The following is a 12,275-nucleotide window of genomic DNA, read 5'->3' as shown; positions in this document are numbered from 1 at the left end:
CACTGGAGGCGGGGGTCGGAATCGAACCGGCGTACACGGCTTTGCAGGCCGCTGCATGACCACTCTGCCACCCCGCCAGGGGTGCGATGGCGCCGAGCGGCGCCATCAACGAAAAAGGGAAGCAAGGCTTCCCTTCAGAAAGCTGGAGCGGGAAACGAGTCTCGAACTCGCGACCTCAACCTTGGCAAGGTTGCGCTCTACCAACTGAGCTATTCCCGCGCTGCAAACGATTTGTTGCGAGGCAGGAGTATACCGCATCGGCGGACAGGTCCTGCGTTCGCCGGGGAGCGCCGCATGGGAACAGCGCCGGGGTGGCCCTCACTTCGCCGCGCCGGCCCCAGATGCGTCGAGAAACAGCGCGGGATCGACCATCGCGCGGTTCAGGCTCACCGACCAGTGCAGGTGCGGGCCGGTGACCCGGCCCGTGGCGCCGACCGCGCCGATGCGCTCGCCGGCCTCGACGGTGTCGCCGGCGCGCACCGAGACCGAGTCGAGGTGGCAGTACATCGTCAGCAGGCCACTGCCGTGGTCCAGCCAGACCGTGCGGCCATTGAAGAAATATTCGCCGGTGTCAATCACCCGCCCTGCCGCCGCCGCGACCACCGCGGTCCCGGTCGGCGCGGCGATGTCCATGCCGCTATGCGGATTGCGCGACTGACCGTTGAAGACGCGGCGCAGGCCGAAGGTGCCTGAGCGCCGCCCCGGCGCCGGCTGCAGCAGCTGCAGCGATGCGGGCGCCGCTTCGGTGCGGGTGGCCGCCACGTCCGCAAGGTGCGCGCGCTCGCGCTCGTAGCGCGCAAGATCCTCCGGCGAGAGATCGACCTTGCCTGGTGCCACCCGCAGGCTCTGCTCGGCGTAGCGCACCGGCGCCACCGCCAGCGGCAGGCGCTGCCCGGCGTCGCCATCGCGCCGCACGACGAGCTCGCGCGTGCCAGGGTCGGTGTCGAGACGAATGCCCACCACCGCCTTCCATCCAGCCGGGTTGCCGACCACCAGGATCGGCTCGCCGTCGAGGGCGACCTGCGGGCGCGCCTGCGCCGGCCCGAGATCGACGATCGCCACCCCGCCGGGCACGCTGCGATGCCGGGGCAGGTCGAACGCATAGACTGGGGCCGCGACGGCGAGCGCGAGGCAGGCGGCGGCGGCACGAGCAGCGACGATTCGCAGGGTGCGATTCAGGAGGTTTCGGGTCACGGGGGGTAGTCTGACTGGAGGCGGGGGTCGGAATCGAACCGGCGTACACGGCTTTGCAGGCCGCTGCATGACCACTCTGCCACCCCGCCAGAGGCCGGACGCCGCAACCGGCATCCGTCGAAGAACCGCCGAGAAAGGACCAGACTGCTGCCAGTCCACCGCCAGGGCGCTACAAAAAAGAAAAGGGAAGCGTGGCTTCCCTTTTCTTGAATTCTGGAGCGGGAAACGAGTCTCGAACTCGCGACCTCAACCTTGGCAAGGTTGCGCTCTACCAACTGAGCTATTCCCGCGTTGCAATCATTGCGATGCAGACCGAAATTATAGCGCGCTTTTCGAGCCTGTCAAACCAGGGCTGCGAAACCGCTTCCAGAGCGCTTTCAGAGCGATTCCTTCAGATAGGGCCAGGCCCGGCGCAGGTAGTAGAACATCGACCAGACGGTGAGCACGGCAGCGGCGTACAGCAGCCAGGTGCCAATCGCCCGCGTGTCGAGGAAGCCGAACACGGTCCGGTCGAGCAGCAGCAGCGGAATTGCGACCAGTTGGGCCACCGTCTTCAGCTTGCCGATGGAGTGCACCGCAACGCTCGCGCGCGCGCCGATCTGCGCCATCCACTCGCGCAGCGCCGAGATCGTGATCTCGCGGCCGATGATGATCAGCGCGACCAGCCCCTCGACCCTGCCGAACTCCACCAGCATGATCAGCGCCGCGCTGACCAGCAGCTTGTCGGCCACGGGATCGAGGAAGGCGCCGAAGGCCGAGGTCTGCCCGAGCCGGCGGGCGAGGTAGCCGTCGACCCAGTCGGTCACCGCCGCGGCGACGAACAGCACGGTCGCCACCAGGTTCACCGTCCCGGCCGCCAGCGGCAGATAGAAGAGCGCCACGAACAGCGGGATCGCAAGCACGCGCAGCCAGGTGAGCAGGTTCGGGAGATTCATCGGAAGCGGGACGGGATGGCCGGAGGGTTCGCCTGGCGGTTGGGACGGGGGTCAGTGCAGTCGGCGGTAGATCTCGTCGGCCAGCGCACGCGAGATGCCCTCCACCGAGGCGAGATCCTCGACACTGGCCGCCATGATGCCACGCAAGCCGCCGAACCGAGCCAGCAGCCGCTGGCGCTTGCGCGGCCCCACCCCGTCGATCTCCTCGAGACGCGAAGTATTGCGGGCCTTGGCGCGGCGCGAACGCATGCCGGTGATCGCGAACCGGTGCGCTTCGTCGCGAATCTGGGCGACCAGCATCAGCGCCGCGGAATCGCGCCCCAGCGCCAGCGGCTCGCGCCCGTCGGCGAACACCAGGGTTTCCAGGCCCACGCGCCGTCCCTCGCCCTTGGCCACGCCCACCAGCAGCCGCGCATCCAGGCCCAGTTCCTCGAACACCTGGCGGGCGATCTCGACCTGCCCTCGTCCGCCGTCGATCAGCACCACGTCGGGCAGGCGCGCCTCCTCGCCGACGGCTTCGCCCTGCTGCGCCTCCTCGGCCTGCGCGGCGAGCCGCGAATACCGGCGGGTGAGCACCTGGCGCATCGCTGCGTAGTCGTCGCCTCCGGTGATGTCCTCGATGTTGAAGCGCCGGTACTGGGCGGACTGCATCGCATGGTGCGCATAGACCACGCAGGAAGCCTGGGTCGCCTCGCCCATCGTGTGGCTGATGTCGAAGCACTCGATGCGCAGCCGGTCCAGGTCGGCATCGCCGTCGATACCCAGCAGCGTCGCGAGCGCACGGGTGCGCTGGGTCTGCGAGCCTTCCTCGGCCAGCACGCGCGCCAGCGCGAGCTCCGCGTTCTGCTCGGCCATCTCCAGCCAGCGCCTGCGCTGCCCGATGGAGCGCCCCACCCAGTTCACCGGCCGGCCGGCCTGCTGCTCGAGCATCTCGAGCAGCGCCCGGGACGGCGCCTCGGCGCTGGCCACGATCACCGGCGGAATGAAGGCCGACGCGTAATGCTGGGCGGCGAAGGCCTCCAGCACTGCCGCCATCGGCACCGCATCGCCCGTGCCGCCTTGCTCTGCTCCGTCCCGATGTGCGTCCTCTTCAGGCGCCTCGCCCCCTGGCACCTGGTGTTCCGCCGCCCGGCGCTCCGCCGCCTCGTCGTCCGGCGCCTCCTCCTGCAGCGCGCCCAGCGCGTCGCCGGCATGCAGCGGGAAGTGCGCCTTGTCGCCGAGGTGGCGTCCGCCGCGCACCATCGCCAGGTTCACGCAGACCCGGCCGCCGCGGATCACCACCGCCACGATGTCGGCATCCACGTCGCTGTGAGTATCCATCGCCTGCTGATGCAGCACGCGCGACAGCGAGCTCATCCGGTCGCGCAGCACCGCGGCTTCCTCGAAGCGCAGCTCCTGCGCCGCGGCGTGCATCTGGGCCTCGACGTCCTGGAGGATCTCGGCCTGTCCGCCGCGCAGGAAGCGGACCGCGTCGGCGACGTCGCGCGCATAGGCTTCGGCGTCGATCGCGCCGACGCAGGGAGCACTGCAGCGCCGGATCTGGTGGAGCAGGCAGGGCCGCGACCGGTTGGAGAACACCGTGTCCTCGCAGGTGCGCAGCCGGAACACCTTCTGCAGCACCTGGATGCCCTCGCGCACCGCCCAGGCGCTGGGATAAGGACCGAAGTACTGGCTGCGCCGGTCCACCGCCCCCCGGTAGTAGGACACCCGCGGGAAGCCATGTCCGCTGATCTTCAGGTAGGGGTAGGACTTGTCGTCCCGGAACAGGATGTTGTAGCGCGGCTGCAGGCTCTTGATGAGGTTGCTCTCGAGCAGCAGCGCCTCGGCCTCGGAGCGTGTGACGGTGGTGTCGATGCGCCGGATGCGCTCCACCATGTGCGCGATCCGCGGGCTGGCCAGCGTCTTCTGAAAATAGGACGAGACCCGCTTCTTGAGGTCGCGCGCCTTGCCGACGTACAGCACCGTGTCGCCCTCGTCCACCATCCGGTAGACGCCGGGCCGGTTGGGCAGGCGCGCCAGCACCGGCTTCGGATCGAAGGGCGGCGGAGTGTCGCTCTGGGGGAGATCGTTCACGTGGTCGGCTCCGGGTCGGCGCGGCGCGGCGCGGCGCGGCGCGGCGCCGGCCACCGGCCTCGCCTCAGGCGGGATCTGCGGGCCGCAGCCGCGCCAGGCGCTCGGTGAACGCGCGGCTGCGCTTCCAGCGCAAACCCTCGAGCAGTTCCGCGGCGAGGTCGGGGCGGTTGCACACCAGCACCATGTCGCAGCCCGCCGCCAGCGCCGCATGGCCGCGCTCGACGATGTCGCCGACGACGGTGGCCGCTTCCATCGTGAGGTCGTCGGAGAAGATCAGTCCGCGGAAATCGAGCTTGCGGCGCAGGATCTTCTGCAGCCAGATGCGCGAGAACCCGCCCGGCAGCGCGTCGACCTCCGGGTAGATGACGTGCGCAGGCATCACCGCGCTCAGCGCGTCCCCCAGCCAGCCGTAGGGCGCGGCATCCTGGGCCAGGATCGTCCCGAGGCTGCGCTCGTCGATCGGCAGCTCGAAGTGCGAGTCAGCATGCGCGAAGCCGTGCCCCGGGAAATGCTTGCCGCAGTTGGCCATCCCGGACAGCAGCAGGCCGTGGTTGAGGCTCTTGGCCAGCAGCGTCACCACCCGCGGGTCGCCGTGGAAGGCGCGGTCGCCGATCACCCTGGACAGCCCGTGATCCAGGTCGAGCACCGGCGTGAAGCTGAGGTCGACGCCCACTGCGCGCAGCTCGGCGCCGATGATCTGGCCGATCTCGGTGGCGCGCCTGCAGGCGGCGAGCACGTCCCGGTCCCAGAGCTCGCCGAGCGCGCGCATCGGCTCGATCGCGGTGAAGCCCTCGCGGAAGCGCTGCACCCGTCCGCCCTCGTGGTCGACGCAGATCAGCAGGCCGGGGCGCAATGCGCGGATATCGGCGCACAGCGCAGCGACCTGGTCGCGCGACGCGAAGTTGCGGGCGAAGAGGATCACGCCGCCCGTGAGCGGGTGGATCAGGAGCTCGCGGTCTGCGGCCGTGAGCTCCAGGCCGGCGACGTCGAGGACGACCGGACCGGAAGCGAGGGTCATGGAGAGGTTTCCTGGGGGGTGACGCGTTCGACGACCACGAAGGCGACCACCGCCTCCTGCTCGTCGGTGACCGAGACGTGGGCGACCAGGCCGCGCTCGCGCAGCCAGGGCTCGAGGGCCTTGCGCGGATGCGCGACCGGCTTGCCGCGGGCGTCGTTGAGGATCTGCAGCGAGAGCAGCGTCATCGGGCCGCGCAGCCCCAGGCCGATGGCCTTGGAGAACGCCTCCTTGGCCGCGAAGCGCTTGGCCAGGTAGCGCGCCGCGTAGGCGGGACCGTGCGCCCCACGGCCATGACGGCGGCGGTACTCGTCGAGTTCCTCGGGGCCCAGCACCCGGCGCGCGAAGCGCTCGCCGTAGCGGGCGAGCAGGTCGTCCACCCGCCGCACCATGACGATGTCGGTGCCGATCCCGTAGATCATGGCGCCGGCCATGAAGCTCAGCCCCTCGCTGCGCCGTGCGACTGGCCTTCGCGGATCAGCCGCTTCATCTCGCCGACCGCACCGCGCAGCCCCGAGAAGACCGCGCGCGAGACGATCGCGTGACCGATGTGCAGCTCGCGCACGCCGGGCAGCGCGGCGATGGCTTGCACGTTGTAGTAGTTCAGCGCGTGGCCGGCATTGAAGCGCATGCCCAGCGCACGGATGGCCTCGCCTGCGCCGCGGATGCGCCCGAGCTCGGCGAGCACCGAGGGCGCCTCGGCGTCGCGTCCCTGCGCGTGAAAGACGTGCGCATACGGGCCGGTGTGGATCTCGCAGACGCGCGCGCCGATGCGCGCCGCCGCCTCCACCTGGGCGAGATCTGCGTCGATGAACACGCTGGTGAGGATGCCGGCGCCAGCCAGCCGCGCGACGATCTCGCGCAGCCGCGCCTCCTGCGAAACGATGTCCAGCCCGCCCTCGGTGGTGACCTCGTGCCGTCCCTCCGGCACCAGCATCGCCATCTCGGGACGCAGCGAAGCGGCGATGCCGACCATCTCGTCGGTGGCCGCCATCTCGAGGTTGAGCTTGATGTGGGTGAGCTCGCGCAGGCGGCGAACGTCGTCGTCCTGGATGTGGCGGCGGTCTTCGCGCAGGTGCACGGTGATGCCGTCGGCGCCGCCCAGGTGCGCCTCCACCGCGGCCCAGACGGGGTCCGGCTCCCAGGTGCGGCGCGCCTGGCGGATGGTGGCGACGTGGTCGATGTTGACGCCGAGTTCGATCATAGTTTCTGCAGGTCGATCAGGATCTGGCGGGTGTTGAGAACGACGCCGTCCAGATGGTGCGCGAGGATCGCGCGGGTCAGGTATTTTGCCTGCGTTCGGGAGGAGGCGGACTCGAAGCGGCCGGCCGCGAGTTCGTGCAGCATGGCCCCGCTGAACAGGCGGGCACTGCCCTCCCCCCCGGCATCGGCGGCCACGAAGCCCGCCGACGGCTGCCACGCGTAGCTGCGGGCGGCGTCGATCGGCAGGTTGCGGGCGTCATGACCCAGGTCCGGCGCGTAGCCGGTTTCGCGCAGCAGCAGCCATTCGAAGCGCCGCAGCGTCTCGTCGATCGGCTCGCCTTCGGCCAGCGAAGCGATCGCCCGCGCGTAGCCGTCGTACAGCGCCGGATGCGCATCCTCGCGCGGCAGCAGCCGCAGCAGCAGCTCGTTCAGGTAGAAGGCGCACAGCAGCGCGTCGCCGCGCGGTGCGAGCAACCCGCCCTCCCACTCGGCGCCGGTCAGCGTGCGAAGCTCGCCCCGGCCCGAGAAGGAGATCGACAGCGGCTGGAACTGCAGCAGCACCGCGCGCAGCGCCGAGCGCGGCCGCTTGGCGCCCTTGGCCACCGCCGCCACCCGGCCGTGGCCGCGGGTGAACAGATCCACCACCAGGCTGGTCTCCCGGTAGGGCGTGCAATGCAGCAGGAACGCCGATTCCTCGGTCCGCGCGCTCATCGATGCGACGGCGCCGTATTACTCGTAGCCGTACGAGCGCAGGCTCTGCTCGCTGTCCGCCCAGCCGCTGCGCACCTTGACGAAGACCTCCAGGTAGACCTTGACGCCCACCAGGCGCTCCAGGTCCTGCCGCGCCTCGGTGGCGATCCGCTTGATGCGCTCGCCGCCAGCGCCCAGCACGATGGCTTTCTGCGCATCGCGCTCGACCAGCACGGTGGCATGGATGCGGCGCAGACGCGGCAGCTCCTCGTACTGCTCGATCACCACCGTGCTCGCGTAGGGGAGCTCGTCGCCGAGCAGACGGAACATCTTCTCGCGGATCAGCTCGGCCGCCTGGAAGCGCTCTCCCCGGTCGGTGAGCTCGTCCTCCTCGAACATGCGTTCTCCCTCGGGCAGCCGCGCTGCACAGAGATCCACCAGCAGTTCGACCTGGCGACCGGTGCGGGCGCTGATCGGCACCACCTCGTCGAAGGTCCTCACATTCGTCGCACGCTGGACCAGCGGCAGCAGGCGCGCCTTGTCGGCGACCGCATCGACCTTGTTGACTGCCAGCAGCACCGGCCGATCTGTCGGCAGCATCTTGGCCAGCTGCTCGTCGGCCGCGGTCCAGCCGGCGGCGTCGCAGACCAGCACGACGACGTCGGCATCCTGCGCCACCTGCTGGGAGGTACGGTTCAGGACGCGATTGAGCGCGCCGCCGCTGCGCGTCTGGTAGCCCGGGCTGTCGAAGAACAGCAGCTGCGCATCCGGCCGCGTGAGCACGCCGAGGATCCGGTGGCGGGTGGTCTGCGGCCGCTTCGAGGTGATCGAGAGCTTCTGTCCGAGCAGGCGGTTGAGCAGCGTCGATTTGCCGACGTTGGGGCGGCCGACGATGGCGACGTAGCCACAGCGGTGTGGCTGCGCGCCGGGCGCATCAGGGGTGTCTGTCATCGGGGGGCCTGGATGTTGACGCGCGCGGGCTCGCCGCGGCGGTCGTCGAGGGCAGCCGCACCGCCCGAATCGGGCTCGAGTGCGGCAGGAACGTGCGCAAGGTCGCCATCGGGGCCCTGGGCTTCGAGGTCCTGGGCGGCGGGCTCATGCACCGAGCCCGCTGGCTTCGCGCCGGCGGGCTGGCCTGCGCCCTCCCCGCCCGTCGCCGCCGTGTCTGGTGCAGCGGCGCCGGCGGACGCGCTGCGTGTGCGGCGCTTGCCGGGCCCAGGCGCGAGCGACTGGGCCTGGGCCAGCGCCAGACGCGCCGCCGCCTGCTCGGCGACCCTGCGGCTGGCGCCGCTGCCGAGCACGCCGATGCCGAGCTTGGGGATCGCGCACTCCACCTCGAACAGCTGGTTGTGCGCGGCGCCGTGGGTGGCGACCACCGCGTAGACCGGCAGCGGCATCCGGCGTCCCTGCAGGTACTCCTGCAGCAGCGTCTTGGCATCCTTGCCCACGGTGAGCGGATCCACCGACTTGAGCACCGGCGCGTACAGCGCGCCGATCACCCTGCGGGCCGCCTCGAAGCCGCCGTCGAGATAGACCGCGCCGAACACCGCCTCGGCGGCATCCGCCAGGACGGAGGGCCGCCGGAAGCTGCCGCTCTTGAGGTCGCCCTGCCCGAGCAGCAGGTGCTCGCTGAGTTCGAGACGCTGCGCGATCTCGTGCAGCGCGTGCTGGTTGACCAGGTTGGCGCGCATCCGCGAGAGATCGCCCTCGTCGATGCGCCCGAAGCCGTCGTACAGCAGCGAGGACACCACGAAGTTCAGCACGCTGTCGCCCAGGAACTCCAGGCGTTCGTTGTTGTGCCTGCCGTAGCTGCGGTGCGTCAGCGCCTGTTCCAGCAGGGCCGGATCGCTGAAGCTGTATCCCAGGCGCTGCTGAAGGCTTTCCAGGCTCACGGGCAGCTCACTTCGAGGCAGTGCTGCCCTCGTACTGAATCAGGAGGGTCGCCGGGCCGAACAGCGGCACGCGCTTCTCGTAGCTGAACGAGATGTTGAGCTGCTGGCCGTCACGCTCGATCAGCAGGTCGCGCCCGCTCACCGAGTTGAAGTCGTCGATCGCCGCCTGCCGGTCGAAGGCGCGCTGCACCTCCACCGGGGAACTGGCGCCGGAACTCGCGATGGTGGCGAGGGCGCGCTTGATCGCGAAGTATTCGAGCGCCGAGGGCATCACGCGCATGCCCAGCACCACGAGCATCACGGCGATGACGCCGAAGAAGAGCAATCCGAGCAGGCTGAGGCCGCGCTGGCGCCGCGCAGCGGCAAGGGTCGGGATCATCAGTGGAACCGTCCGATTCGTTTCAGGTCGCTGAAGTTCATCCAGATGAAGAAGGCCTTGCCGACGATGTTCTGCTCGGGAACGAAGCCCCAGAACCGGCTGTCGAGGCTGTTCTCGCGGTTGTCGCCCATCACGAAGTAGTGCCCGGGCGGAACCACGCAGGAAAGCCCCGCCTCCACGTACTGGCACCGCTCACGATGGGGGAAGGCCTCCACCGCAGTGATGTACGACGGTTTGTTCAGCTCTGTCAATATCTTGTGCTCGATCGCGCCGAGCTTCTCCGAATACTGCGGCGTGTAGGTCAGCCGCTCGCCGTCGAAGAACTCGCCGGCGCTGGCCAGCGGGACCTCCTGGTCGTTGATCCAGAGACGCTTGTTCAAATAGGCGATCTTGTCGCCCGGCAGGGCCACCACTCGCTTGATGTAGTCCATCGAGGTGTCGCGCGGATAGCGGAACACCATCACGTCGCCGCGCTGCGGGCTGCCCACTTCGATCACCTTGGTGTTGACCACCGGCAGGCGCACCCCGTAGGTGTACTTGTTGACGAGGATCAGGTCGCCCACCAGCAGGGTGGGGATCATCGAGCCCGAGGGGATCTTGAAGGGCTCGGCCACGAAGGAGCGCAACAGGAACACAACCACGATCACCGGGAACAGCCCCGCGGTGTACTCCAGCCAGAGCGGCTGGCGCAGCGCGGAATCGGCGAGCGCGACGCTGGCTGCCGCAGGGTCGCCGACGCGCATCGGCGCGGGCAGCGCCGCCTGCTCGCGCTCGAACCGGGCGACGCGCTCGGTGGCGCGCCTGCGCCTGCGCGGCAGGAAGAAGAGTTTCTCGGCCAGCCAGGCCACGAAGGTGACCAGGACCAGCAGGAAGAGGATCAGCGCAAAATTCAAGGGTGGGTTCTCGTTCGTCGTCGATCGGGCCGGGCGCCGCGCGCGCCGCAGCCATGGCCCGGCGCACGTGGCTGCCTCAGCGGTCGTCCACCTGCAGCACCGCCAGGAAGGCTTCCTGCGGGATCTCCACCGAGCCGACCTGCTTCATGCGCTTCTTGCCGGCCTTCTGCTTCTCGAGCAGCTTCTTCTTGCGGGAGATGTCGCCGCCGTAGCACTTGGCCAGCACGTTCTTGCGCAGCGCCTTGACGTTCTCGCGGGAGATGATGTTCGCGCCGATGGCGGCCTGGATGGCGACGTCGTACATCTGGCGCGGGATCAGCTCGCGCATCTTGGACACGAGGTCGCGGCCCCGGCTCTGCGACACCGAGCGGTGCACGATCAGCGACAGCGCATCGACCTTCGCGGCGTTGACCAGGATGTCCATCTTCACGACGTCGGCGGCGCGGTACTCCTTGAACTCGTAGTCCATCGAGGCGTAGCCGCGCGAGGTCGACTTCAGCTTGTCGAAGAAATCGAGCACGATTTCGTTCATCGGCAGTTCGTAGGTGAGGTGCACCTGCTTGCCGTGGTAGCTCATGTTGGTCTGCACGCCGCGCTTGTTCGTGCAGAGGGTGATCACGTTGCCCACGTACTCCTGCGGCGTGAAGATCGTCACCGTGACGATCGGCTCGCGGATCTCCTCGGTCTTGGCCGGGTCGGGCATCTTCGAGGGGTTCTCGACCTGGAGCAGGGTGCCGTCGCGCAGCAACACCTCGTAGATCACGGTGGGCGCCGTCGTGATCAGTTCCATGTCGAATTCGCGCTCCAGCCGCTCCTGCACGATGTCCATGTGCAGCAGCCCCAGGAAGCCGCAGCGGAAGCCGAAGCCCAGCGCCTGCGACACCTCGGGCTCGAACTGCAGCGCCGAGTCGTTCAGCTGGAGCTTCTCCAGCGCCTCGCGCATCGCCTCGAACTGGTTGGCTTCCACCGGGTACAGGCCGGCGAAGACCTGCGGCTTGACTTCGCGGAAGCCGGGCAGCGGCGCCGCGGCCGACGGATTGACCAGCGTGATCGTGTCACCGACCTTCGCGGACTTGAGCTCCTTGATGCCGCTGATGACGTAGCCGACCATCCCCGCGGCCAGCTCGTCGCGCTGCATCGCCTTCGGCGTGAACGAGCCGACCTGTTCGCAGACATGGACCGCGCCGCTGGCCATCAGGCGGATGCGGTCCCTCGGGCGCAGCACGCCGTTGAACACGCGCACCAGCATCACGACGCCGACGTAGTTGTCGAACCAGGAATCGATGATCAGCGCCTGAAGCGGCGCGGCCCGATCGCCCTTCGGCGGCGGAATCCGGGCGACCACCGCCTCCAGGATCTCGTCGATGCCCATGCCGGTCTTGGCGCTGGCGCGGATCGCGTCGGTGGCGTCGATGCCGATCACGTCCTCGATTTCCGCAGCAGCGTTGTCGGGATCCGCCTGCGGCAGGTCCATCTTGTTCAGCACCGGCACCACCTCGACGCCGAGCTCGATCGCGGTGTAGCAGTTGGCCACGGTCTGGGCCTCGACGCCCTGCGATGCGTCGACCACCAGCAGCGCACCCTCGCAGGCGGACAGCGAACGGCTGACCTCGTAGGAGAAGTCGACGTGGCCTGGCGTGTCGATGAGGTTAAGCGCGTAGACCTGGCCGTCGGCTGCCGTGTACTTCAGCGCCGCGGTCTGTGCCTTGATGGTGATGCCGCGCTCGCGCTCGAGATCCATGGAGTCGAGCACCTGCGCCTCCATCTCGCGGTCGGAAAGCCCGCCGCAGCGCTGGATCAGGCGGTCGGCCAGGGTCGACTTGCCGTGATCGATATGCGCGATGATGGAAAAATTGCGGATGTGCTGCATAGAAACCGGGGCGTCCGTACGGATGACCGTGAGGGGATCTCCCGCCCCGGCACCCCGGGATCGGGTCGAGGGGGCGGCGAGCGGCAACCCTCCATTCTACCGGAACGCTTCCTTCGCCCCCGGCGCCGCAC

11 protein-coding genes, 4 tRNA genes and 1 pseudogene are annotated in these 12,275 nt (G+C 69.2%); all 16 read right to left on the bottom strand.

The window, feature by feature from the left end; all coding sequences use genetic code 11:
* Window positions 1-3 precede the first annotated feature (3 nt).
* Window positions 4-77, bottom strand: a tRNA-Cys gene (locus HNQ70_RS01495).
* A gap of 66 nt (window positions 78-143) precedes the next feature.
* Window positions 144-219: transfer RNA gene (locus HNQ70_RS01490), tRNA-Gly, on the bottom strand.
* Between the two features lie 99 nt (window positions 220-318).
* Window positions 319-1,194, bottom strand: coding sequence for a peptidoglycan DD-metalloendopeptidase family protein (locus HNQ70_RS01485; protein WP_183963580.1), 876 nt, complete (start codon window positions 1,192-1,194; stop codon window positions 319-321).
* 15 nt (window positions 1,195-1,209) lie between these two features.
* Window positions 1,210-1,283: transfer RNA gene (locus HNQ70_RS01480), tRNA-Cys, on the bottom strand.
* Window positions 1,284-1,408: 125 nt separating this feature from the next.
* Window positions 1,409-1,484 (bottom strand) — tRNA-Gly (locus HNQ70_RS01475).
* An 87-nt stretch (window positions 1,485-1,571) separates the two neighbouring features.
* The gene (gene pgsA, locus HNQ70_RS01470) at window positions 1,572-2,129 is read right to left on the bottom strand and encodes a CDP-diacylglycerol--glycerol-3-phosphate 3-phosphatidyltransferase (RefSeq protein ID WP_183963578.1); all 558 of its coding nucleotides are present in this window, start codon (window positions 2,127-2,129) and stop codon (window positions 1,572-1,574) included.
* Between the two features lie 51 nt (window positions 2,130-2,180).
* Window positions 2,181-4,202: an excinuclease ABC subunit UvrC gene (uvrC, locus tag HNQ70_RS01465; RefSeq protein WP_343060581.1), complete on the bottom strand. Its 2,022-nt coding sequence runs from the start codon at window positions 4,200-4,202 to the stop codon at window positions 2,181-2,183.
* Between the two features lie 64 nt (window positions 4,203-4,266).
* On the bottom strand, window positions 4,267-5,220 hold the full coding sequence (gene nagZ, locus HNQ70_RS01460) for a beta-N-acetylhexosaminidase (RefSeq protein WP_221302588.1): 954 nt from the start codon (window positions 5,218-5,220) through the stop codon (window positions 4,267-4,269).
* The gene (gene acpS, locus HNQ70_RS01455; RefSeq protein ID WP_183964264.1) at window positions 5,217-5,639 is read right to left on the bottom strand and encodes a holo-ACP synthase; all 423 of its coding nucleotides are present in this window, start codon (window positions 5,637-5,639) and stop codon (window positions 5,217-5,219) included. Before acpS ends, nagZ begins: the two co-directional genes overlap by 4 nt.
* A 17-nt stretch (window positions 5,640-5,656) precedes the next feature.
* Window positions 5,657-6,421, bottom strand: coding sequence for a pyridoxine 5'-phosphate synthase (locus HNQ70_RS01450; RefSeq protein WP_183963574.1), 765 nt, complete (start codon window positions 6,419-6,421; stop codon window positions 5,657-5,659).
* Window positions 6,418-7,131, bottom strand: coding sequence for a DNA repair protein RecO (gene recO / locus HNQ70_RS01445; protein WP_183963571.1), 714 nt, complete (start codon window positions 7,129-7,131; stop codon window positions 6,418-6,420). Before recO ends, HNQ70_RS01450 begins: the two co-directional genes overlap by 4 nt.
* 18 nt (window positions 7,132-7,149) lie before the next feature.
* Window positions 7,150-8,061 carry a GTPase Era gene (gene era, locus HNQ70_RS01440; RefSeq protein WP_183963569.1) on the bottom strand — a complete coding sequence of 304 codons (912 nt, stop codon included), beginning with the start codon at window positions 8,059-8,061 and terminating at the stop codon, window positions 7,150-7,152.
* A 212-nt stretch (window positions 8,062-8,273) separates the two neighbouring features.
* Window positions 8,274-9,002: pseudogene (gene rnc / locus HNQ70_RS01435) on the bottom strand (ribonuclease III); the annotation flags it as partial.
* A gap of 7 nt (window positions 9,003-9,009) precedes the next feature.
* Window positions 9,010-9,381, bottom strand: coding sequence for a DUF4845 domain-containing protein (locus tag HNQ70_RS01430; RefSeq protein ID WP_183963565.1), 372 nt, complete (start codon window positions 9,379-9,381; stop codon window positions 9,010-9,012).
* Window positions 9,381-10,274, bottom strand: a complete 894-nt coding sequence (gene lepB / locus HNQ70_RS01425) for a signal peptidase I (protein WP_183963563.1) — start codon at window positions 10,272-10,274, stop codon at window positions 9,381-9,383. The genes HNQ70_RS01430 and lepB overlap by 1 nt, the downstream gene beginning before the upstream one ends.
* 76 nt (window positions 10,275-10,350) lie before the next feature.
* Window positions 10,351-12,144 carry a translation elongation factor 4 gene (lepA, locus tag HNQ70_RS01420; RefSeq protein WP_183963561.1) on the bottom strand — a complete coding sequence of 598 codons (1,794 nt, stop codon included), beginning with the start codon at window positions 12,142-12,144 and terminating at the stop codon, window positions 10,351-10,353.
* Window positions 12,145-12,275: the final 131 nt, after the last annotated feature.

The organism is Quisquiliibacterium transsilvanicum (assembly GCF_014202215.1).
Classification (GTDB): domain Bacteria; phylum Pseudomonadota; class Gammaproteobacteria; order Burkholderiales; family Burkholderiaceae_E; genus Quisquiliibacterium; species Quisquiliibacterium transsilvanicum.
Note: the sequence above shows the minus strand (reverse complement) of the source record. Positions and strands in the feature narration are given on the sequence as shown.

Bases quoted from the DNA above. Each gene is read 5' to 3' on its own strand.
- pgsA (WP_183963578.1), bottom strand. From the start codon at position 2,129: ATGAATCTCCCGAACCTGCTCACCTGGCTGCGCGTGCTTGCGATCCCG.
- nagZ (WP_221302588.1), bottom strand. From the start codon at position 5,220: ATGACCCTCGCTTCCGGTCCGGTCGTCCTCGACGTCGCCGGCCTGGAG.
- acpS (WP_183964264.1), bottom strand. From the start codon at position 5,639: ATGATCTACGGGATCGGCACCGACATCGTCATGGTGCGGCGGGTGGAC.
- HNQ70_RS01450 (WP_183963574.1), bottom strand. From the start codon at position 6,421: ATGATCGAACTCGGCGTCAACATCGACCACGTCGCCACCATCCGCCAG.
- recO (WP_183963571.1), bottom strand. From the start codon at position 7,131: ATGAGCGCGCGGACCGAGGAATCGGCGTTCCTGCTGCATTGCACGCCC.
- era (WP_183963569.1), bottom strand. From the start codon at position 8,061: ATGACAGACACCCCTGATGCGCCCGGCGCGCAGCCACACCGCTGTGGC.
- HNQ70_RS01430 (WP_183963565.1), bottom strand. From the start codon at position 9,381: ATGATCCCGACCCTTGCCGCTGCGCGGCGCCAGCGCGGCCTCAGCCTG.
- lepA (WP_183963561.1), bottom strand. From the start codon at position 12,144: ATGCAGCACATCCGCAATTTTTCCATCATCGCGCATATCGATCACGGC.